Source organism: Spirosoma radiotolerans (assembly GCF_000974425.1).
GTDB lineage: Bacteria > Bacteroidota > Bacteroidia > Cytophagales > Spirosomataceae > Spirosoma > Spirosoma radiotolerans.
This window is the reverse complement of the sequence record NZ_CP010429.1, coordinates 3,866,074-3,887,947: the sequence shown is the minus strand read 5'-3', so window position 1 is coordinate 3,887,947 and position 21,874 is coordinate 3,866,074. Positions and strand designations below refer to the sequence as shown.

The window sequence follows — 21,874 nt, the reverse complement described above, 5'->3', positions numbered from 1 at the left end:
TTTCTTTTCACAAAATCCACAACCAGACAAGCGCATGAACACAGCCAACCCCTCCGGCGATTCGCCAACCGTTAACGCCGACGATCACTATTTTTATCACACGATTGACTTACCCGGCCTGGGTGAAATGAAGGGCGAATGGGACTTGCGGGAGTTTGCCGGCGATTACCTGGGCCATGTTGATTTACGCAACAAGCGGGTACTCGAAATGGGAGCGGCCAACGGGTTTCTTACGTTCTACATGGAAAAGAAAGGGGCCTCGGTCGTTAGCTACGATCTATCGCCCGACCAGGATTGGGATATGGTTCCTTTTGCCCATAAAGACGGGGCTGCCTGGGCGCCCAAACGCAAAAACCACATCCGCAAGCTCAACAACGCCTACCACCTGAGTCATGCGCTGTTTGAGTCCAAGGCGCAGCTCGTGCACGGTACCGTTTATGCGATTCCCGAAACCGTTGGTTTAGTGGATATCAGCACGTTTGGCAGCATTTTACTCCATGTGCGCGACCCTTTTCTGGCGCTGGAACAGGTTGCGAAGATCACCCGGGAAACCATCATTGTCACGGAGATTCTGGATACCGGTCGACAGAAAATTGTAAACCAGCTATTTGGGTGGATGGGTGAATCGGCGGTGCGGAAAATCCGGAAGAAACTACTAGGCCCATCCCTGATCTTTCGACCCAATGCGGCCGTGGGGCACCCCGAAGAAACCTGGTGGCACTTTACACCCGAATTTTTGGAACAGGCTTTAGGTGTATTGGGCTTCGGGGATATTCAGATCAAATACCACAAGCAATACTTTGCCCAGCATAATAAAACGCAACTCATGTACACCATCGTTGCCAAGCGGGCGGTGGATATGAAGTAGGCTTAGCTGACTGCCCGCCATATTACAGCAACGATCACACTGCTTACTGCTACCGTTCCGCAAGCCTATCAGGCTTGCGGAACGGGCAGTTTCTTGCCCACGGTACCAAACATGAGGTTCGGCTGGCCAGTGCCACACAACGCTTATCCAATACGCTTTACCTGTCCATAACGAGCTTTCACCAGAAGGGAGGACAACATCAGCATCGGGTATACAAGCTGGAAAGTAACGCAGACAAAGTGATTAGTTGAGGCCCGATTTTGGCCTGTTAATTCTCATAATCAATTGAAGAATACGGTTAGGCACAGAATTTGTCCTGCTATTTATGGAGAAACATTCATAGGCCGTTGATGAACAACCCGAATTAGTCCAATCCTTCTTTTTACATTATCTACATCCACAATGAAACTATCGATTCTGATTCCAGCCTTCAATGAGGAACGAACAATATATTCGATTCTGGAGCAGGTTACGACTGTTCAGCTCCCCAAAGACGTTGAGCGAGAGATAATTATTGTGGATGATTGCTCTCAGGATATGACCCATTTTTGGGTGCAGAACTTCACGAATCAATTTGATAGGGCCAATATCCGGTACATTCGGCATGCTGTAAATCAGGGAAAAGGAGCGGCTCTGATAACCGGGATAATTGCCGCCACCGGCGACTTTCTGGTGGTGCAGGATGCTGATCTGGAGTATGACCCGGCCGAATATTCTATGTTGCTTCAGCCTATACTGGATAATAAAGCCGATGTGGTCTTTGGCTCCCGGTTTCTGGGCGGGCGGCCGCATCGGGTCTTGTATTTCTGGCATTCAGTAGGGAACAGATTTCTGACGTTGCTATCGAATATGTTTACCGATTTAAATCTGACGGACATGGAAACCTGTTACAAAATGTTCCGTCTGGACACGCTCAGGCAGATCAACTTACGCGAAAAACGGTTTGGCTTCGAGCCCGAAATTGTTGCCAAAATTGCTCGCATACCCGGCATTCGTATTTATGAAGTAGGAATTTCCTACGCTGGCAGAACCTATGCCGAGGGGAAGAAAATTGGTTGGCGCGATGGCTTCCGGGCTATCTACTGCATTTTGTATTACAACCTGTTTCATCCCTCGAAGGCTCTGAAAACTGTTGCACCCGCGACTACGATGTATGAACATCTGGATACTGTTTTGGGCAGTCACTAGCCTTTGGTACGGCCAGGCTGTGTACCGGGCCCGTTTTGTGAATCCGGCACCCATTCGCTACGGACTAATCGATTCGCTACTCGTCAATACGGGAGCTGTCGTTTTTCTGACGGAAACATTAAGCTTTGTTCATCAACTTAATTACGCCAAAGTAGGCCTGACCTGGAGTGGCGTAGCGATCAGCTTTACCGCTTGGGCTATCGTTCAGCACCGGCGAGGTGGGAAGTTCGCCGGACTTTCATGGAATCGGTTGTCCACATTTGAGCGCCAGTGCCTGATCGTAACAAGCGCCATTCTTGGGCTGACGCTTCTAACCGCCCTTCTTTATCCTCCCAACAATTTCGACTCCCTTACGTATCATATGGGGCGAATTGGGCACTGGTTGCAGCAGCAACGTATCCAGCCTTTTGCTACGCACATCGAACGTCAGATTTACCAGCCTCCTCTGGCCGAGTGGACGATTATGCATACGATGTTGCTCAGCCACTCTGACCTGTGGGCCAACCCTGTGCAATGGCTGGCGGGTGTTGGTTGCCTGGTAGGCTTGTCTCTGCTAACGCAGCAAATGGGCGGCTCACGTTCCTTACAGATGGCTACCGTTTTTATGGCAGTCACGATTCCGATGTTTATCCTCCAGGCATCGTCTACCCAAAACGATTTGGTCGCATCATTTTATTTAATTCTGGTGGCGCTCTATTTGCTGCGTTACTATCAGCATCGACAGATTGTAAACATCGTTTGGGCCAGTCTTGCCCTGGGCTTTGCATTGCTCACTAAAGGTACGGCCTACTTATTTAGCGCTCCCCTGCTGCTAACGTGGGGTATTATGGAACTTAGGCGCCTATTCATAGAAAACAGGCGCGGTGCGGTTGCTAACCGTTTTTTTTATAAACTGGTTGTACCAACATGGCTTCTCGTTGGAATAAGCCTGGGATTGAATACGGGTCATTATTTACGCAACTTTCTCGTTTATGCGCATCCGTTAACAAATACGCAACTGGAGGGCAACTATACCAACAAAGTCCATTCGGTACCGATGATGGTGTCGAACATAAGCCGTAATCTGGCGATTCATTTTGGGTTTCCGGGCGTAAATCAGATTGCTCAGCAGGGTGTCGAAAGCCTTCACAGGGTGCTGGAGTTCAACATAACCGATAAAAACACCACCTATGCGGGTAGTTCGTTTAAGCTGCCCAGGCTGAGTAATAATGAGGATAATGCCTCTTCGTTTATCCATCTTTTGTGGCTAACCGGCAGCCTGATTTGGCTAATCCGCCAGAAGAAGCAACAAAATCGAACGCCTTACTTCATTCTGGCTGGGGTAATTATCTTCACCTTTCTTCTGTTTTGTGCCTACCTGAAGTGGCAGCCCTGGCACGCGCGTTTGCACCTTTTCCTGTTTCTGCTGGCATCTCCGATAGGAGCCCTTGGGTTGCTAACGGCAGTTAATAAGGGGGTGCAATGGCCCTTCTGGCTATTCGTTCTGTCGGCCGGCGGCTTTGTGTTAACAAACCCATTCAGGCCGCTGATCACGTTGCCACCACTCACTCAGCCAGTATCGTTTTGGAATGGTCGGGAGCGGAATTATTTCGTTAATGGGCGTGAATACCAAAGCGCATTCGACCAGATTTCGACGCGGTTGAATCAACAAAGGCCAGATTCGTTGGCTATTGGCTTGGTTCTGGGGGAAGATGATTTCGATTATATGTGGTACTATCAGCTAAAACAGCCTGTTCAGCTCTACCACATTCGCGTCAAAACGCCCAGCAAATTATTGGATACACAGCCGACCGTTGACTACATCATTTCAATGCGCACAGGAAATGATACGCTGCAGTATGGCGGCAAGGTCTACCGGCGCCTAGACCCTAAAACGGGGATGGTGACTTTGTTTGGCCTTCGTTAACGAAGTAGGCATATCTTGTCATAGCAATCACAAACTCGAAACCGTATCCCACAATAAATACCCGTTCAGGCCAATGATAAGCACGGCCACTGCCCATGACAATGCCTTTATCCAGAGCGGATTCGCGAAACGGCCCATCTTCGCTTTGCTGTTCGTAAATAAAACCAGAGGCACTACCGCAAAACTAAGCTGAAGGGACAGTACCACCTGACTAAGGACAAGCAACTCGCTGGTGCCACGCTCGCCATATAGGACAGCAACAATCAGGGCCGGAATGATGGCTACCAGGCGGGTAATGAGCCGGCGTATCCAGGGCTTAACGCGCAGGTTGATGAAGCCCTCCATGACGATTTGCCCAGCCATCGTGCCTGTAAGAGTAGAGTTTTGACCGGAAGCCAGCAGGGCCACCGCAAACAGAATACCGGCCATTTTAACCCCAAGTACCGGGTCGAGCAAGCGGTGGGCATCCGTAATGTCGGCTACTTGCTGGTTTCCCGAAAAGTGGAAAGCTGCCCCAGCTAAAATGAGGATGGCGGCATTGATGAAAAAGGCCAGAAATAAGGAAACGGTCGAGTCGATGGTGGCGTATTTAATAGCCGATTTACGGCCCTCGTCGTTGCGCCCGAAATTACGGGTTTGCACTATGCTGGAATGCAGATATAGATTATGGGGCATCACCGTGGCACCTAATATGCCGATGGCAATGTAAAGCATACCCGGATTGCTGATTATCTCGGTCCGAGGAATCAATCCGGAAACGACACTGGCGACATCGGGTTTTGATACCAGCAACTCGTAGCCAAAGCAACCCACAATCAGGAAAATCAGGCTGGCAACTATCCGTTCAATGAGTTGAAATCCTTTATTCTGCAAAAATAACAGCAGCAATACATCCAGGGCCGTAATTAGAATACCAACGGTGAGGGGCAGGCCGAAGAGCAGGTTAAGCGCAATGGCTGAGCCGATTACCTCCGCCAGATCTGTGGCGGCAATGGCGATTTCGGCCAGTAGCCATAAACCAATAGAGACTGGCTTGCTGTAATGATCGCGGCAGGCCTGCGCCAGATCGCGGCCCGTAGCGATGCCTAATTTGAGGGCCAAGTGTTGAAGGAGTATAGCAAAGAGGTTGGAAATCAGTACGACCGATAACAACCGATACCCGTAACGCGCCCCGCCCGCAATGTCCGTTGCCCAGTTGCCTGGATCCATATAACCCACCGCAACCATCAATCCCGGACCCGCATAGGCTCGTAAGGTTTTAAAAAAGCCTCCACCCACAGGTACCTGAACAGAACTATGTACGTCGGCCAGTGAGTTTGCATTATTCTCCTGCCGCCAGCCGTTCATCGATGTATTTGTTGCTTCCATTTAGTACAATTGAACGTTAACTACTTACAAGAGTTTTGTTCAATGAATTGGTTTGAATTTGATTCGTCAAGCGTTTTCTTCTGTGTCTTTCTATCTTTATCAAGACATCTATTTATGCTAACTTACTCCTTAACGAACTAAAGGTAAGGATTGTTGAAATAAAAATTTAGACTAATCTAAATTTTTAGAAAGTTTAACATAAAAACTACCTTTGCCAGCAAACTGTTTCTGTTTATTCAGCCGTTATGAATAAGCAGCCGCTCATTCCATGCATTCATTCACTGAAGAGAACTATCTGAAGACCATTTATTACCTCGCCAATCGGCAGCAGGGTGAAGTGAGTACAAATGCTCTTGCAGAAATGACTGCCACCAAGGCTGCATCGGTGACAGATATGTTGCGCAAACTGGCTGAAAAACAGCTTATTCACTATAAAAAATACCAGGGCGTGCGGCTAACCGAAGAAGGGGAGAGGCTTGCCCTTCAGGTGATCCGGCGGCATCGGCTGTGGGAAGTTTTTCTGGTGCAGAAACTCGGTTTTGGCTGGGATGAAGTACATGAGATTGCTGAAGAAATGGAACACATTCGGTCGGAAGAGCTGGTGACGCGGTTAGATACGTATTTAGGCTGTCCACAGTTTGATCCGCATGGCGATCCAATTCCTACCCACGCCGGACAGATGCCTGAAATGGGCTATCGAAAACTATCGGAGGTGGCTATGGGAGAGGACGTTTGTCTGATGGCTGTGCTTGAACACTCGACCGAGTTTTTGAAACACCTTGATCATTCGCACCTTACCCTGGGTAGTACCGTTACCATTCATGAAATCAACACGTTCGATAAATCGGTATTGGTGCAGGTAGAAACCGGGCGTACGGTATTCGTCACCCACGAAGTCGCCAAAAATTTATTAGTAAGTTAGGGTAAGGTATTCGGTTTGTGGTTTACGGTAAACGAAAACGCACATTTGTCTAGGGTAAGCCAAGAACTAAATATCCCCCGCAAACGGAATTATGAAGCTTTTAGACGCCTATATACTTAAGCGCTTTTTACAAACCTACATCTTTGTGGTGATGGTGATTGTGCTGGTGGTCGTTATGATCGATTACACCGAAAAGGTGGACAACTTTCATAAAACCCATGCCCCCGGCAATGAAATCCTGTTCAGTTATTACCTCAATTTCATTCCGTACTGGGCCAACTACATTAGCCCGCTGATGGTCTTCATCGCCACCGTGTTTTTAACCTCGCGGTTAGCTGCCCGCACGGAGATTATTGCCATTTTGAGTAGTGGCGTTAGCTTTATTCGCCTGCTTTTTCCCTATGTGCTGGGGGCGTCGGTGTTGGCAGTAGCTACGTATTTTATGGTCAACTATGTGATTCCCAAGGCCAACAAAACCCGGATCGCATTCGAAATAAAGTACATCAACGATGCCTACAACTACTCCGGCCGGAACGTGCATCTGAAGATCGCTCCAAACACGTATGCTTATCTGGAAAGTTACAACAACCAGAGCAATACCGGCTATAAGTTTACGATGGAGCGCGTAGAGGGCAACCAGCTCAAACAAAAACTCTCCGCTGACCATATCGAGTGGGATGCCAAGAAGAAGAAATGGACCGTATACGACTATAAGATACGGACAATCAATGGGTTACAGGAAACGCTCACGCCAGGCCCCCGCATCGATACAACCCTGAATCTGAAACCCGATGACTTTAGTTCGGATTTTAACCTGTATGAAACCCTCACGCGCCCGGAGCTGAACCGCCACATTGACCTCTTGCAAAGCCGTGGCGCCGATGGCGTTGAGACTTATCTGCTCGAAAAATACAGCCGGGATACCCGTCCGTTCGCCATTATCATCCTGACGGTGATCGGCGTCATTATGTCGGCCCGGAAGAGCCGCCGGGGCGTGGGCTGGCAAGTGGCGTTGGGATTTATTCTGGCCTTTACGTATCTCCTGTTCTTTATGCTGGCCAAAGGCATTGCCGAGTCGGGCAACCTTAATCCCATAGTGGCGGTCTGGTTGCCAAACGCTATTTTTGCAGCTATTGGCGTACTTTTGTACAATACCATTCCAAGGTAAGTTGTAAAAAATGATGAATCAGGAGTGATGAATGATGAGTAATTGCCGTCATTCATCACTCCTGATTCATCATTTATCGTTATGCAAAAAAAGGCTTCACTCACTGACTATTTTCAACTTCATTTCATTGTTCTGATCTGGGGTTTTACCGCTATTCTGGGCAAATTACTGCAACCGCTCGACCCGTCGGCGGTCGTTTTGTTTCGGACCTTGCTGGCTGTTATCGGGGTTGGCGTTGTGCTGACCATTCGTCGACAGAACCTGCGCGTATCGACCGCTGATGCCTGGGGATTGCTGGGAACGGGTGGGCTCATTGGTTTGCACTGGGTCTTGTTTTTTCTGGCGGCCCGGTTGTCCAATGTGTCGGTATGCCTGGCTGGTATGGCAACCAGTTCGCTTTGGGCAAGTGTGCTGGAACCGTTGCTGTTGCGTCGGCGGGTACGCCCTGTTGAGGTAGGGCTTGGCGCGGCTGTTATGGCGGGGCTTTACCTGATCTTTCGCTTCGAGTTCGACAAGGTGGTGGGGCTGGCAGTTGCCGTTGGGTCAGCCATGTTATCATCGCTGTTTACCATCATCAATAGCCGATTCACGCACCGGTACGATGCGCTGGTCATTTCGTTTTATGAGATGGCCGGTGCCTTGCTGGGCGCTATTGTACTCTGGTTGCTGGTGCGGCAGCTTAATGCTCACGAAACCGGCGTTGTGGTCCAGTATGTACCCCAAACAGGCATGCAATGGCTCTGGCTGTTCGTGCTTTCGATGGTTTGCACCGTGTATGCCTACACCATTGGGGTTAGCCTCTTACGAAAGTTTTCACCATATCTGGCCATATTAACTGTAAATTTGGAGCCGGTATATGGTATACTACTGGCCCTATTGATTTTTGGCGATACCGAACACATGACATCGGGCTTCTACATCGGTACACTTGTTATTCTGATTGCCGTCCTGGCTTACCCATTCTTGGGCGGACAGAAACCGACAAATACCACACCTACCGGAGGTGACCTGGAAATAGATGTTCAACCATAAAGCGAATAAAGGGCATCGCTTTTGCTCTGTCATACGCCTGTACGAATTTTTGCATGAAACACCCGCTTATTGATCGGTTGGCGACCATAACCGTCATTCTCCTGTTTTTACTGGCCTATCTGCCCTTACTACTGCTCTCGTTTCACAACCATCCATCGGCTGCCGACGACTACTGTTTTGCCGATACGGCTGTGCGGTACGGGTTCTGGCAGGGCCAGAAATTTTATTACAATGGCTGGACCGGGCGTTATTTCTCCAATATGCTGGTTCATGGAAGCCCTCTGGTGTGGGGCTGGTATGATGGCTACCGGTTTATTCCGGCGTTACTGACAACTGCTCTGGTTGGTGCTATCTACGCGCTGGTCAATGAGTTATTACGGGGCGAGTCGCTAAAAAACCGCCTTCAGGTTACGGCCTTGCTGTTTTTTATGATCGTGCTGGCGCTGCAAAGTACCGTCGAAGCGTTTTTCTGGACAGCTGCCATGGCGACCTACACTGTCCCAACCATACTCACCATTTATCTGCTGGCGGTTATCATCCGATGGTATCGTTTACCGGAAGGCGTCCTGAAAGGATTGACCGCCGTCTGGGCAGGGTTTCTGGTATTTGCTAGCATTGGCTCCGGCGAAACAAACCTTGTGTTATTGATTTTATTATTGCTGGCCATTCTGGGCTATCGGCTGGTGTTTCTCCGGCGGTTCGATCCCTTGCTGGTCTGGCTGGTGCTGGTTGCCTTTGTATCAGCCTGGCTATTGTTCCGGGCTCCGGGCAACGCTATCCGGATGGGCAGCAATCAGACGAAGGCGGGCGAGCTGGTCAAGTCAATGGTACTTTCGTTTGGCTGGCTGGCTCGGTCGATGGGGTTGTGGTTGCTGAAAACGCCGGTTATTCCTTTTTCGTTGCTTTTCATCCCTATCGCCCGTCGGCTGGTTCGGCATGGCAGCCCGGTTCGGGAGTTGTTTTTATTACCGGCAGGTTTAGTCGCGGTTGTGTATCTTGGCTTGCTGGCTGCCACTATTTTTCCGTCCTACTATGGATTAGGCATTCCGCCTTTTGCCCGAACGATGAACGTCCTGTTTGTTTTCTTTGCGCTCGGCTGGTTTTATGTCTTAACGGTCTGGGTAGGCTGGCTGGAACGGCTTGGTCGCAGCCTGACGCTCGTTCAAAAATGGCCTGCACCCGTGTGGATGCTGACTGCTATCTGGTTGATCGGCAGTATTGTTGTCAGTAAATCCGTTAAGCAGATGGGTATTGACCTGATTAGTGGCAATGCCGCCACCTACGACCGTGAGATGACCGAGCGGCATCGCCAATTGATGGCATCAGCGGATACGGTTCGCTTGCGACCCATTAGTGTATACCCACCCAGTATCTTTGTCGAAGATATTAAACCGGACCGGATGCACTGGTGGAACCGTTGCCAATCAGGTTATTATGGACATAAAGTAATTGTTCTCGACTCTACATTCACCGCCACCGCCCAGCCATAAATGTCGTCTGCCTGCATCATTATTCCCTGTTACAACGAGGCTACCCGCCTTCGGACCGAGGTATTTCTAGCGTTTATGCAACAGGGTACAAACGTGAATTTCTGTTTTGTAGACGACGGTAGCACCGATGGGACCAAAGCGGTACTGGAAGGGATGCAGGCGCAGTACCCGAATCGCATCAGTGCTTTAATTTTACCCCGGAATCAGGGTAAATCGGGTGCCGTGCGGGCGGGCATGCTGCATTGTGCCGATAAATCCTTCGATTACCTCGGTTTTCTGGATGCCGACCTGGCCACCCCGCTCACGGCCATTGCTGATTTGACCGCCGTCCTGGATGCCAACACGGCGCTTGATCTGGTCATGGGCTCGCGCATTAAGTTCCTGGGCGTCGATATTCGGCGGGATGCGTTTCGGCATTATGTGGGTCGAATCATTGCTACCGTCATCAGTACGATTCTGAAATTGCCCGTTTACGATTCGCAGTGTGGTGCCAAACTATTCCGGTCGGGTATCGTCGTGAAGCTGTTTCAGGAACCGTTCATTAGTCCCTGGCTATTTGATGTCGAATTACTGGCCCGGCTTACCCAGCACTATGGTCGGCCGGCTGTACTCAGTCACCTTGCGGAGCAACCCCTGCGGCAGTGGATCGAGCAAAGTGATTCACGCATCAGCTCGGGGTATGTGTTTAGAATGTGGTATGAGCTATACCGGATTCAGCAAAAATACAGAAATGTATAATCGGCTGGTAATCAACCTCTGGTAGCGCCAAGCGTGGTGCTTCTAAGAATGAATCTGAAAAATTAAGTTCTGCATTATGTCTACTGTTATTGCCGTACCAGCCCAGGGCCGCCTTGTTTCTCGGCTACAAAGCCTTGCCCCTGTATTGATAGCCTTGCCAGTTGGTTGCTTTATCCTGTTCGTATTTACGTATGCGGTGAATGTCCCCTGGTTCGACGATATCGATGCGTTTCTGGGGTTTACGCTGGCGTATACGGATGCCACGACGCTCTCCGAAAAAATTTATAACGTTCTGGTCCCCAACAACGAACACCGGATCGTGATCGCCAAATTGATTACGCTGGCTATGTATTACCTGACGGGTGAGGTCAATTTTCGGTGGCTCATCCTGATTGCGTTGTTGTTTATACTCGGTACGCTTGTATTACTTGCCCGGCTATTCCGGTCTATGCAGTTGCCCTGGCTGGCTTTTTTGCCGGTGCCCTTCCTGCTGCTGCAGCCCGAGTACTACCTGACGAGCCTGTGGTCCATCCCGGGTTTGCAGCACTCCGTTGTCATTTGCCTGACGCTGTCTTCACAGTATATGCTTACCCAGTCGGGACGCAGCAACTTTGCGCTCGCGATTACTTTGCAGATATTGGCTGCGCTCTCTATGAGTAATGGCCTGATGGGCCTGATTGCCGGAGGGATTATTCTGGCCCTGAGCCGAAATTGGTATCGGCTGGGCGGGTGGGTTGCTGGGAGCGTGATCGCTATCTGGCTCTATTTCTACAATTTTCAGAGTGCTGGCCGGACCAGCGACAGTTTAGGCTACAGCCTTTCGCACCCCGTGCAGGCCATCGGTGCCTTTTTCACGTTTACGGGCGCTATGTTCGATCTGATTCCGACCGTTCAGGGGAGCTGGCGCTATGCACCACCCACGCTGGCGGGCATAGTGCTGGCGGCACTGGTTTTAAGCCTGGTGTATCGAATGGTACGTGGGTTTTTGCCCGCTTCCAGCGAGAAACCTGACGATGAGCGCCAAAAACGGCGGCTATTCTTTATCGGTGGGTATGTCTTCCTGTTCGGGAATGTCGCGATTATTGCTCTGCTTCGTCTTCGCTACGGGTATGAGGTGATGGTGGTTAGTAATTACATGATCTATCCGGCGGTGATGGCTACATTGATCTACCTTAACGTGCTGAGTGAATGCCTGAATTGGCGGGCGCAGCAACGGTGTCTGAAGGTGGGTGCATTGGTGAGCATCCTGATTTGGGTATTCGCCTATGGCATCTATTGGCCTAAGGCAGCCTACCGGAAACAGATGCTGCTGACCAGCGCCATGAATCAGAAGCACAACGACATCGGGCTCGGTGCCACCTGGGGAACACCGTTTGCCAATATGGCCCGCTCGGTCATGCGCGAATCGGCCAAACGGGGAATCTATCACTACCCAACCAGTTATGTTACGCCGGTTGAGTCACTTCTGACAGCAACAACGAGTACACCGAACGATTCCTGCCTGACCATGCAGGTGCAGGGGGGCGGATACAGTTACGTGGCCCAAACGGAGCCTCTAGCCTATAAAAACGCCCTGGGGCAGGCGGCTATCCTGGTTCAGTCTGACAAGCGCACGCTCCTGTACGCGTCGGAGATACCCTTCACGTTGCGGAACTTCTGGCTAAATAGGCCTGTCACGTCGGTAAAGGCCGAAATCATTAATATTATGCTGGAACCGGGTCGCTATAAAGTGGGTGTATTAACGCCGTCGGAGTCGAATCGCCCGGTGCAGTTTAGTTGTCAGACGGTGGCCGTTCCTTAAGAAAAGAACGGCATTCACGATCTGCAACGTCAAAAAGTTTACTTTTGTCAAGTCTGTACTGACTCAATCTTCATTGTTTTGCCGAATCCACAGATTTCTATTGTCGCTCCATTATACAACGAAACGGAATCGTTACCGCGTCTTGTCGCTCGGCTGAATGCCGTAATGGATGCGTCGCCCCTGCACATTGAAGTTGTATTGGTTGATGATGGGAGCCGCGATACGACGGCCGTGCTGATGCAGCAGCTGGCCCTCACCGACAGTCGCTATCAATGCGTATTCTTGTCCCGTAATTACGGGCATCAGATTGCGCTCACGGCGGGTATAGCCTCGGCTAGCGGCACAGAAGCGCTATTTATCATCGATGGCGATTTGCAGGACCCGCCCGAATTGCTGACGGAGTTTTATCAGAAATACCAGGAAGGGTACGATGTCGTATATGCCATTCGGAAGAAGCGAAAAGAAAACTGGTTCAAACGAACAGCTTACTCCCTGTTTTATCGGCTGATGCGGTCAATTTCGTATGTCGACTTGCCGTTGGATAGTGGTGATTTCTCGCTCATTAGCCGCCGGGTTGCCGATGTACTCAAACAAATGCCCGAAGAGAGCCGGTTTATCCGGGGGATGCGGAGCTGGATTGGGTTTCGCCAGATCGGCGTTGAATATGAGCGTGACGCCCGGCTGGAGGGCGAGTCGAAATACTCATTCAGTATGCTGCAACGCCTGGCGTACAACGGCATCTTTAACTTTAGCGAATACCCTGTGAAGCTGATCACCCGAATGGGCATGTTCACGATTGGGGTTGCAGTGATTTACCTGATTCAGACGCTGATAAAACGGTTTATTTACCATGACGTGCCCCAGGGCTTTACGGCGTTGCTGTTCGTTATTGTTTTATTTAGTGGGGTACAGCTAATCGCGCTGGGTTTGATTGGTGAATATGTATTGCGCATTTTTTTTCAGGCCAAAGGGCGTCCGTTGTATGTCGTTCGGGAGATTATCCGACACCAGCAGCGTCAGCCTTTGCCAACTATACGAAATCCAGACCTTACAACGACTGCTTAAATGAATACACGCTCAACAAACTTTTTCTTCTTATAAAGAACTACGATGGCCTTAGATAATACCTTAACCGCCTATCCTGACCGTATCAATATCGTCATTCCTTTATTTAATGACTGGCAGGCGCTGGGGCTATTACTGGAACGTATTCGGGACGTAAATGGAGCATCGCTAACAGACCGACTGACTTTTTTGATCGTCGATGACTGCTCGTCAATCAACTTCGATACGTTACCTACCGGCATCGGACAGTCGTTATCGGTGCTGCGCCTTTTCCGGAATGTCGGTCACCAGAAAGCCATAGCCCTAGGTTTATCCTACCTGGCCTCTTTACCCGATCAGTATCCGACTATTGTGATGGATGCCGATGGCGAAGACAGACCCGAAGATATTCCGCTGTTGTTACAAACCGGTGCTGCCAATCCGTCCCGCGTTGTGTTTGCGCATCGTGCCAAACGGCATGAAAGTTTTATATTCCGTCTATTCTATGAGGTGTATAAAAGTGTCTTTCGCCTATTGACGGGTAAGGTGATCACCTTTGGGAATTTTAGTCTTGTACCCGCCAAGCAGTTACGTAAACTGGCGTATGTGTCAGAAATATGGAATAATTACCCTGGTGGCGTGATCCGGTCTCGATTGCCCTACACAGCAGTGCCTCTGGAGCGTGGCCGCCGACTGGCCGGAGAGTCCAAAATGAACTTTGTGTCGCTGGTGTTACATGGGCTGAGTGCCGTATCGGTACTGATGGATACGACCGCCGTGCGGCTCACTTTATTTTGCGTAATGATGGTGGCCGCGTCGGTGTTCGGCATTGGTGTGGTCGTATCCCTGCGTTTGTTTACCGATACGGCTGTGCCGGGATGGGCCACCTACCTGGTTTTTTCATTCCTGATCGTTATCCTGCAGGCTTTCCTGATTTCGCTACTACTCGTTTTTATGGTGCTGTCCTATCGAACGCAGCCCCAATTTATTCCGGCGCGGCAATTTGGCGATTTTGTCGAAAAGGTCGAGAAGGTATATTAACAAGTTCAGGGTTTATGGTTGACGATGGACTGCTGCCAGCCGTCAACCATACACCCTGAATGACTGAACGATGCTATTTAATTCACTACAATTTTTACTATTCTTTATTGTCGTTACGCTTAGCTATTTCAGTCTGAAATGGCAGGGGCGGTGGATACTGTTATTGATAGCCAGCTGCTATTTCTACATGGTTTTCCAGCCAGCGTACATTCTTATCCTGCTCTTAACCATTGTCATCGATTACATTGCTGGAATCTGGATCGAAAAAACAAGTGGCAAATCCCGACGATGGTTGCTCATCCTATCGCTTATTTCGAACCTGGGTATCCTGGCCTTTTTTAAATACCTTGGCTTCTTTGCCGAAAACCTGTCCTTGTTGTTTGAAAAGCTGAGTATGCCCGGTGTGGCCGAATCCGTTACGGAACTGGTAAATCGAGTTTTTGTCAAGGTGCTGCACGTGTTCGGGCAAAGTGGTATCTCGTCGTATAAAGACAACATGAGTATTCTGCCTATTGGCCTTTCGTTCCATACGTTTCAAGCCATGAGCTATACGATTGAGGTCTATCGGGGTAACCAGAAGGCGGAGCGGCATTTCGGTATTTATGCGCTCTACGTCATGTTTTACCCGCAGCTGGTGGCCGGCCCAATTGAACGACCGCAAAATGTGCTCTGGCAGTTTCACGACTATTTTAAGTACGATAAAGAGAACGTCAAAGCGGGCCTGATGCAGATGGCATTTGGCTTGTTCAAGAAACTAGTCATTGCCGACCGGCTGGCGATGCTCGTTGATCATGCCTATGCCGACCCTGCTCAGCAAAACGGCCTGACGTTACTGGCCGCTACGTTTTTCTACACCTTCCAGATCTACTGCGACTTTTCGGGCTATTCCGATGTCGCCATTGGCGCTGCCCGGGTCATGGGCTTTACGCTCATGGAAAACTTTCGAACACCCTACATTGCCCAGTCTATCTCGGAATTCTGGCGACGCTGGCACATTTCGCTCTCGACCTGGTTCCGCGATTATTTATACATTCCACTGGGTGGTAACCGAAAAGGGGAGTTTCGGCAGTACCTCAATATGCTAATCGTTTTTCTGGCCAGCGGCCTTTGGCACGGCCCAAACTGGACCTATGTTATCTGGGGAGGATTGAATGGCCTGTACCAGATTATGGCTGTCATTCGCGATAAAGCATTGGCTCGACTAGGTTTCATTACCACACCGGCTAAACAGATCCACTCGCCTGCCAGTGAGCCCAAATCACATTCGCCAATTCGGGTGGTCGTCAACACGCTGCTCACGTTCGTGCTCATCATGCTGACCTGGGTGTTTTTCCGCGCCCGTAGCCTGAGTGACGCCTTCCTGATCCTGAAACGAATTCCAACGTTATCGTTCAGCGATCACCTCGACAGCCCAATGAATACAACCGAGATGTGGTTCAGTGTTTTTCTGATTGTATTTCTGTTGCTGAAAGAGCAGTTTTATCTCACCATTCCAACCCGCAGCACCGTTCGCTTTGCGGCTTTGTTTGTATTGATCACATTCGTTACGTATCTCTTCGGCGTTTTCTCCTCGAATCAGTTCATTTATTTTCAGTTCTAATTTTAGCCAGAAACCAGACCTTCGTATACCCAGAACTGAGGAACGATACTGGGTTAAGAAATTCAGAACTGAAAGTGCGAGTGGATATCTGGAATGAAAGCGCAGCCCCTGGTCAAGCTTTTGGTTCCTCGATCACTGGATGGGTGCACTCGACTGCCAGACGTTGCCCGAACACGTTGTGTGCACCAGGAGACTATAACCGAGTGCGACAGGGCCAAGGCGACGATCCGCAATTTTTCCCCAACCTCCCTAAAATCTACATTGGGTTGAGCATCAGGCTCGACAGATACGTCATGGCCGCCTAGTAGGGCTAGACTTGCGGAAGACCGGCTAGTTCAATCAGCAAAATTTGTTTTCATCGGCCTGCTCAGCCTGTTCATTTTGCTGCCAACAGGGGTTGAATACGACGGTGCAAGTGATGTATGACCGTCTAATACATCTTAAATTAATTAAAAGACAATTTAGATAATTATTTGTTTATAGAATATTGATATTTTATACTTATGTGCTTGTGCCAACTCAACCCAAATGTTATGAAACAAATTCTTTTCGCCTTCGCGTTATGTTTTCCGTTTACGCTTTACGCTCAGGCTAAGCTGTCCAAAAAAGCGTCGGAAAACGCTTTTTTTTCGTCGCGCGATCTGCCCGCCTATCGACCAGGCTTTGCCATTATGGCGTCAGCAGGATCAACTGGTGGAGGATTGGCCGTGGGCTATTCCATTAACCGACGGTTTGCCGCCCGACTGGGTGCGAATGTATTCCGTTATTCAGGTACATTGACCAGTGGCCTGGATTCCGATGAGCTTCAAATTGGGTTTAACTATAAAATTAAGCTACAGACAGTTAACGCTTTAATCGATTATTACCCTTTTGATCAAACGGGCATTCGGCTAACTGGGGGCGCTTTTTACAATCTGAACCAGATTGATTTTTTCGGCAAACCCACTAAAGATGTTAAGCTGAACGACGTGACATTCACCATTGACGAAGTGGGTACACTGAGTGGGCAAGCTACGTTTACTAAAGTGGCACCCTACATAGGGCTAGGCTTTGGAAATCCCTACACCCGTCGTCGACTGAAGTTCATGTTCGACCTGGGTTTCTTCTATCAACAGTCTCCTCAAATTACGTTTAAAACAACTGGGCTTCTGGAGCCCTCCTCCGATCAGGGGCCCATCATTCAGGATAACCTGAAGCCGCTTAAATTTTACCCGATTCTCAACTTCGGTCTTTCCTATAAGCTGTAACTATATCATCTAGCGTTATGAATCATTTTGCATCTGCATCCTCATGGTCATTCCTGAAAGCGCTATTTATCCTGACTACAGTTGGGTTAGCTGTTGGCTGCCAGGAAATATCCGATATCAAGAACATCGATCCGTTAAAGGGGGTCGTTTTTAAACTGAATTACCAACCCGCTAAAGCTCAGGTTCAAGGACTGGTGGTTGATGCCAAAACGGGTATGCCCCTGGACATTCCGATTCAGGTATCTATTCAGGGTAAAGATGCCGGTCGTACAGTTACGTTTGATGGTAAGGCCCTGACAACCTATACGGCTCCGAAAGGCGATTTATTTATTGGTTTAAAAGGGGAGGTACCCACCGCCACAGCGCCTGCCGAACTGAGAGTCGTAGTCAATGCCGCTGGGTATGTTGCGTCCGGTGTCAATCTGACCCTAAAGCGAGCGCTAAACGACGCATTTATCATTCGTTTGGTAAAGATCATGGCAACACCAGCTGGGGTGGCGGCTAAAGTTGATGAGGTAACGGCTTCGGCTGCCGGCGTCTTAACGGTCGATAAACTGATTCAGGTAACTACGCCGGCCAGTGCTTCGGTCGCTTCGATGGCTATGTCCGTCTTTTTTTCCGCCGGTACAGTTGTTAAGGACAGTAAAGGGCAACCTGTAACGGGTAAGATACCCACCTCGCTTGTCGCTTATTCAGGCCAGAGTCAGGAAGCTTTGCAGGCTTTTCCGGGTGGTTTGAATGCGCCAGTAGCGAAGGATGTTCAGGGCAGAACCGACATAAAGGGTATTTTTGATCCGATTGGTTTTGTGGCCATTGACATGAAAAAGTCAACGAATCAAGCGGTGTCGGCATTCAGTAAACCAGTTACCCTTCAAATGAGTATCCCGGCCAATCGCTTTAATAGCTCAACGGGGCAGCCAGTAAAAGAAGGCGACAGGCTGGAAGTGTACAGCTATAGCGAAACTACGGGTGTCTGGACCTTCGAACGAGAGGTTTTGGCCGAGCGCAAAGGAAACGATCTGATGGCCAATGTGCCCATTAATCACTTATCGTATTACGCTCTGACCATTCCCCGTACGTCTACGACCTGTCGCGTTACCTATACCGTTCGTGGGCTTCCCGAAGGGTATTCCGTCAACTACACGCTTCGGAAATTTGATCAGGGGCTAAGTGGCTCCAGCGTGGTCGTCAGTTCCGGAAACAGCTCGGATAATACAGCTGATCGTGTTTTTGAGTTTGATGTCCCTGCTGGGAATTACGAATTTTCTATACTTGACCCTGTGTCGAACAACGACGTGATGAGTAGCACAAAAGCAACCAACCCGTGTGGCGCTATTTCGCTGAATGTCACTCCTCCAGCACGGGTAGATGCCAGCTTTACAGTTCGGGCTAAATGCGAAAATGGAAATAATATCGAAGTGTACCCAACCGTCACTATATTTTATGGCGAAGTTGGCAAAGCCTACTCAGGAGGGTCTGCTTCATTCGTGAACGGAAAAGGCGTACTGAAAGGATTGAAACCGAATGCAAAATACCAGGCTTGTATTCATTACGAAGGGGAGTACTGCGTGGAGTTTACAATGACAGACGCAAGCTCTGAGCGCACGCTGGATTACATACTCAAAGCAAATTCCCCGACGTGTAATAATTAAGAAAGCTGAATCGCTGGACAATGTTTTTGGTCTTACTAAGTCTGGATCGCAACTAAATTACGCTAAGATTGGCGAAGGCCTCCTTAATGACTTTAGCAGGGTAGTTATGTTTAAAGCCATAGAGGAGGCTTCCGTTTGTCAATTGGTACGCTCCTCAAACACCATCGCTACGCCGTTCATGCAATAGCGCAGGCCGGTAGGTTCGGGGCCATCGGCAAAGACGTGTCCGAGGTGGGCGTCGCAAACAGAACAGCGAACTTCTGTCCGGCCACCGTCGGGTTCATTGTAGACCGCATTGGCGACAATGGGAGCGTAGAAACTGGGCCAACCGGTGTGGGAATCAAACTTGGTCGCTGATGTAAAAAGCGGATTATGGCAGCATACGCAGGCGTACACGCCTTGTCGATGCTCGTGGGTCAGTTGGCTGCTATTGGGCCACTCGGTACCCCGGTCGCGGGCAACGTTATACTGCGAGCGGGTCAATTGGTTTTTCCAGTCGGCATCTGTCTTCTCAACCCGGCGGTTACCGGGCGATGTCGTGCCTGCAGGGCGTTGGTGCGGTGGTCTGGGCTTGGCAATAAAGGTGCCGTATATCCATAAACCGGCAATGAGCAGCACCGCTATCAAGATGAAAATCCTGTTTTGTGGCATAGGTCGAGGCCCGAAGGCTTTCGGCTAAAACACAAAATAGGGTGTTCACCGTTCACCGATGCTTACCGGCCAATGGCTACTTTCCGCAAGATGGAATCAATTACCTGTAAGGTTGTGACACCGTCGGCTTCGGCTTCGTAATTGAGCATGATGCGGTGGTTGAACACATCCGGGGCAACTTCTTTAATATCTTCTGGCAGGACATAATCCCGGCGGTCGAAGTAGGCAAGGGCTTTGGCGGCCAGATTCAGGTTGATACTGGCCCGTGGCGACACGCCAAACTGAATATAACGGGCCTCGTCGCGGAGGTTAAATTCCATAGGCCGACGCGTCGCAAAGACCAGCTCGATAATGTAACGCTCCAAGGTTTCGGAAATGGTAATGCCATTGATCTCATCGCGAATAGCAGCCAGTTCTTCCTTGCCCAATACCGGCTGCACTTCATAATCGAAATTCATGTTCGACATCCGACGCATGACGGCCAACTCGTCTTCTTTATTGAGATAATCCACGAATACCTTCATCATAAAGCGGTCTACCTGCGCTTCGGGAAGCGGATAGGTACCTTCCTGTTCAACTGGATTTTGGGTAGCCAGTACCAGAAAAGGACGGTCCAGGACAAAGGTTTCTTCGCCAATCGTGACCTGCTTTTCCTGCATCGCTTCGAGCAGGGCAGCCTGTACTTTAGCCGGCGAGCGATTCACCTCATCGGCCAGAATCAGGTTGGCAAAGATGGGTCCCTGCTTTACTTCGAATTCGGCCGTTTTCTGATTAAAGATCATGGTGCCGATCAGGTCGGCGGGTAGTAGATCGGGGGTAAACTGAATGCGCTGGAAATCCAGTTCCAGAACCTTTGCCAGTGTGTTGATAGTCAGGGTCTTGGCCAGGCCCGGTACACCTTCAAGCAAAATATGCCCGCCCGTAAACAGGCCAATGAGCAACCGGTTGAGCAATCGATCCTGCCCGACCACAACCTGGCTCATTTCATTGAATACCTCGCGGATTTTAGTATGGTACGTGAAAGAGGTTGTTGATTGCATAATAATCCATTTACGGTTTACGGTTTGTGGTTTATAGTGTGTGGTTTGTAGTTTACAGGTTGTGGGCAATCACCGTCATGGCTGGCCACTAAAAACCACAAACCATAAATCACAAACTACAAACTGTAAACCAACTCCCTTAAAACGTTATACGAATACTGCGGTCTTTGCCGTGAATATCTTTGTAGACGTTAATTTTGGTGAATCCCCGATCGGCAAAAACCTGCCGGGTCGCTTCACCAAAGCGCTCGTTGATTTCAACATAGCAAGCTCCGTCTTTTGTCAAGTGTCGAACGCAGAAATCAGCTACGGCTTTATAGAAAACCAATGGATCATTATCTTCTACGAAAAGAGCCAAGTCAGGTTCATAATCCAGCACGTTGCGGTCCATATCCGCAGCCTCAGAGCGCGTCACATAAGGCGGGTTGCTGACAACGCAATCAAACTGACGACTGAAATCGGCAGGTATGTTCAGAATATCCTGAATGGCAAACTCCACATCGGCATGGAGATTCTCGGCATTTTGGCGAGCCAGTGTCAGGGCTTCGGACGAGACATCCCAGCCCGTTACAACCGACTGAGGCAGGAACCTTGCCAGCGTGATGGCAATGCAACCACTGCCGGTACCAATATCCAGAATGGGAACATCATCGACGCGGTCGGCAAAGTCATGCATGATCAGCCGGACCAGATCTTCGGTTTCGGGGCGGGGAATCAGCACATCGGGCGATACCTCAAACTCTAAACCACAAAAAATTGTCGTACCTATAACGTGCTGAATGGGCTCCTGTCTGTTCAGCCGTTCGAGAATCTTAAACCAATCGGGCTCCGTACGGTTCGGTGGGAGCGGTTTATCGGTGAGTACATCGGTTTTGCGTAGACCGAAATAATGATCAAGCAGCATGAAGGCCATTTCCCGAGCTTCTTCAGGAGCATAAGCCGTAATGTTCTTGCTAAGGCGTTCGTATAAGGGTTTGGCAGTAGCCATTTGATTCGGGACGAGTAATTTTGCCAAAAATAGGAAAGTTTAGGCGGTTCCGTACGGGGATTTGTGGCATTGGATGATCAGGTAGCCCCTTTCTTACGTAAATAGCACAATTAGTAATGAACAGCGTGCC

Annotated in this window: 18 protein-coding genes; 14 read left to right on the top strand and 4 right to left on the bottom strand. The window is 49.6% G+C overall.

The annotated features are described in order from the left end of the window. Positions 1 to 34: 34 nt before the first annotated feature. The 3 genes from SD10_RS15800 (at position 35) to SD10_RS15790 (ending at position 3,962) form a co-directional block, all read left to right on the top strand. Positions 35 to 868 carry a class I SAM-dependent methyltransferase gene (locus SD10_RS15800; protein ID WP_052731203.1) on the top strand — a complete coding sequence of 278 codons (834 nt, stop codon included), beginning with the start codon at positions 35 to 37 and terminating at the stop codon, positions 866 to 868. Between the two features lie 402 nt (positions 869 to 1,270). Then, positions 1,271 to 2,056 (top strand): glycosyltransferase family 2 protein, encoded by a 786-nt coding sequence (locus tag SD10_RS15795; RefSeq protein ID WP_046574951.1) that lies wholly within the window; start codon positions 1,271 to 1,273, stop codon positions 2,054 to 2,056. Next, positions 2,022 to 3,962: an ArnT family glycosyltransferase gene (locus SD10_RS15790; protein WP_046574950.1), complete on the top strand. Its 1,941-nt coding sequence runs from the start codon at positions 2,022 to 2,024 to the stop codon at positions 3,960 to 3,962. Before SD10_RS15795 ends, SD10_RS15790 begins: the two co-directional genes overlap by 35 nt. 27 nt (positions 3,963 to 3,989) lie before the next feature. On the opposite strand, the gene SD10_RS15785 is transcribed toward SD10_RS15790, so the two are convergent. After that, positions 3,990 to 5,330, bottom strand: a complete 1,341-nt coding sequence (locus SD10_RS15785; protein WP_046574948.1) for an Nramp family divalent metal transporter — start codon at positions 5,328 to 5,330, stop codon at positions 3,990 to 3,992. A gap of 268 nt (positions 5,331 to 5,598) precedes the next feature. Here SD10_RS15785 and SD10_RS15780 point away from each other — a divergent pair, with 268 nt between their 5' ends. From SD10_RS15780 to SD10_RS15730, 11 genes are all read left to right on the top strand, one after another. Next, on the top strand, positions 5,599 to 6,252 hold the full coding sequence (locus SD10_RS15780) for a metal-dependent transcriptional regulator (RefSeq protein WP_046574946.1): 654 nt from the start codon (positions 5,599 to 5,601) through the stop codon (positions 6,250 to 6,252). 91 nt (positions 6,253 to 6,343) lie between these two features. Continuing rightward, positions 6,344 to 7,420 carry an LptF/LptG family permease gene (locus SD10_RS15775; RefSeq protein WP_046574945.1) on the top strand — a complete coding sequence of 359 codons (1,077 nt, stop codon included), beginning with the start codon at positions 6,344 to 6,346 and terminating at the stop codon, positions 7,418 to 7,420. Between the two features lie 81 nt (positions 7,421 to 7,501). Beyond that, entirely contained in the window at positions 7,502 to 8,452 is a 951-nt protein-coding gene (locus SD10_RS15770; RefSeq protein ID WP_046574943.1) for a DMT family transporter, read from the top strand. A 53-nt stretch (positions 8,453 to 8,505) separates the two neighbouring features. Further along, a complete protein-coding gene (locus SD10_RS15765) occupies positions 8,506 to 9,942 on the top strand; it encodes a DUF6056 family protein (RefSeq protein WP_046574941.1) in 1,437 nt (478 codons plus the stop codon). Further along, positions 9,943 to 10,680 (top strand): glycosyltransferase, encoded by a 738-nt coding sequence (locus tag SD10_RS15760; RefSeq protein ID WP_046574939.1) that lies wholly within the window; start codon positions 9,943 to 9,945, stop codon positions 10,678 to 10,680. A 76-nt stretch (positions 10,681 to 10,756) separates the two neighbouring features. After that, entirely contained in the window at positions 10,757 to 12,481 is a 1,725-nt protein-coding gene (locus tag SD10_RS15755) for a hypothetical protein (RefSeq protein WP_046574938.1), read from the top strand. A 78-nt stretch (positions 12,482 to 12,559) separates the two neighbouring features. Next, a complete protein-coding gene (locus tag SD10_RS15750) occupies positions 12,560 to 13,546 on the top strand; it encodes a glycosyltransferase family 2 protein (protein ID WP_148562460.1) in 987 nt (328 codons plus the stop codon). 45 nt (positions 13,547 to 13,591) lie between these two features. Next, complete coding sequence (locus SD10_RS15745) at positions 13,592 to 14,566, top strand: glycosyltransferase (protein ID WP_046574935.1); 975 nt, start codon at positions 13,592 to 13,594, stop codon at positions 14,564 to 14,566. A gap of 70 nt (positions 14,567 to 14,636) precedes the next feature. Beyond that, positions 14,637 to 16,166, top strand: coding sequence for an MBOAT family O-acyltransferase (locus tag SD10_RS15740; protein ID WP_046574933.1), 1,530 nt, complete (start codon positions 14,637 to 14,639; stop codon positions 16,164 to 16,166). 533 nt (positions 16,167 to 16,699) lie between these two features. Beyond that, positions 16,700 to 17,413, top strand: a complete 714-nt coding sequence (locus SD10_RS15735; protein WP_046574932.1) for a hypothetical protein — start codon at positions 16,700 to 16,702, stop codon at positions 17,411 to 17,413. A gap of 17 nt (positions 17,414 to 17,430) precedes the next feature. Continuing rightward, positions 17,431 to 19,065, top strand: a complete 1,635-nt coding sequence (locus tag SD10_RS15730; protein WP_046574931.1) for a hypothetical protein — start codon at positions 17,431 to 17,433, stop codon at positions 19,063 to 19,065. 138 nt (positions 19,066 to 19,203) lie between these two features. Here SD10_RS15730 and msrB read toward each other — a convergent pair whose 3' ends face one another. The 3 genes from msrB to prmC all read right to left on the bottom strand — a co-directional run bounded on the left by msrB (position 19,204) and on the right by prmC (position 21,744). Next, entirely contained in the window at positions 19,204 to 19,716 is a 513-nt protein-coding gene (gene msrB, locus SD10_RS15725) for a peptide-methionine (R)-S-oxide reductase MsrB (RefSeq protein ID WP_046574930.1), read from the bottom strand. A gap of 62 nt (positions 19,717 to 19,778) precedes the next feature. Further along, the gene (locus SD10_RS15720) at positions 19,779 to 20,756 is read right to left on the bottom strand and encodes an AAA family ATPase (RefSeq protein ID WP_046574929.1); all 978 of its coding nucleotides are present in this window, start codon (positions 20,754 to 20,756) and stop codon (positions 19,779 to 19,781) included. A 139-nt stretch (positions 20,757 to 20,895) separates the two neighbouring features. Continuing rightward, complete coding sequence (prmC, locus tag SD10_RS15715) at positions 20,896 to 21,744, bottom strand: peptide chain release factor N(5)-glutamine methyltransferase (protein ID WP_046574927.1); 849 nt, start codon at positions 21,742 to 21,744, stop codon at positions 20,896 to 20,898. Between the last annotated feature and the right edge of the window lie 130 nt (positions 21,745 to 21,874).

Excerpts from the sequence above, each read along its gene's own strand:
- SD10_RS15800 (WP_052731203.1), top strand. The coding sequence starts at position 35 with ATGAACACAGCCAACCCCTCCGGCGATTCGCCAACCGTTAACGCCGAC.
- SD10_RS15795 (WP_046574951.1), top strand. The coding sequence starts at position 1,271 with ATGAAACTATCGATTCTGATTCCAGCCTTCAATGAGGAACGAACAATA.
- SD10_RS15790 (WP_046574950.1), top strand. The coding sequence starts at position 2,022 with ATGAACATCTGGATACTGTTTTGGGCAGTCACTAGCCTTTGGTACGGC.
- SD10_RS15785 (WP_046574948.1), bottom strand. The coding sequence starts at position 5,330 with ATGGAAGCAACAAATACATCGATGAACGGCTGGCGGCAGGAGAATAAT.
- SD10_RS15780 (WP_046574946.1), top strand. The coding sequence starts at position 5,599 with ATGCATTCATTCACTGAAGAGAACTATCTGAAGACCATTTATTACCTC.
- SD10_RS15775 (WP_046574945.1), top strand. The coding sequence starts at position 6,344 with ATGAAGCTTTTAGACGCCTATATACTTAAGCGCTTTTTACAAACCTAC.
- SD10_RS15770 (WP_046574943.1), top strand. The coding sequence starts at position 7,502 with ATGCAAAAAAAGGCTTCACTCACTGACTATTTTCAACTTCATTTCATT.
- SD10_RS15765 (WP_046574941.1), top strand. The coding sequence starts at position 8,506 with ATGAAACACCCGCTTATTGATCGGTTGGCGACCATAACCGTCATTCTC.
- SD10_RS15760 (WP_046574939.1), top strand. The coding sequence starts at position 9,943 with ATGTCGTCTGCCTGCATCATTATTCCCTGTTACAACGAGGCTACCCGC.
- SD10_RS15755 (WP_046574938.1), top strand. The coding sequence starts at position 10,757 with ATGTCTACTGTTATTGCCGTACCAGCCCAGGGCCGCCTTGTTTCTCGG.
- SD10_RS15745 (WP_046574935.1), top strand. The coding sequence starts at position 13,592 with ATGGCCTTAGATAATACCTTAACCGCCTATCCTGACCGTATCAATATC.
- SD10_RS15740 (WP_046574933.1), top strand. The coding sequence starts at position 14,637 with ATGCTATTTAATTCACTACAATTTTTACTATTCTTTATTGTCGTTACG.
- SD10_RS15735 (WP_046574932.1), top strand. The coding sequence starts at position 16,700 with ATGAAACAAATTCTTTTCGCCTTCGCGTTATGTTTTCCGTTTACGCTT.
- SD10_RS15730 (WP_046574931.1), top strand. The coding sequence starts at position 17,431 with ATGAATCATTTTGCATCTGCATCCTCATGGTCATTCCTGAAAGCGCTA.
- msrB (WP_046574930.1), bottom strand. The coding sequence starts at position 19,716 with ATGCCACAAAACAGGATTTTCATCTTGATAGCGGTGCTGCTCATTGCC.
- SD10_RS15720 (WP_046574929.1), bottom strand. The coding sequence starts at position 20,756 with ATGCAATCAACAACCTCTTTCACGTACCATACTAAAATCCGCGAGGTA.
- prmC (WP_046574927.1), bottom strand. The coding sequence starts at position 21,744 with ATGGCTACTGCCAAACCCTTATACGAACGCCTTAGCAAGAACATTACG.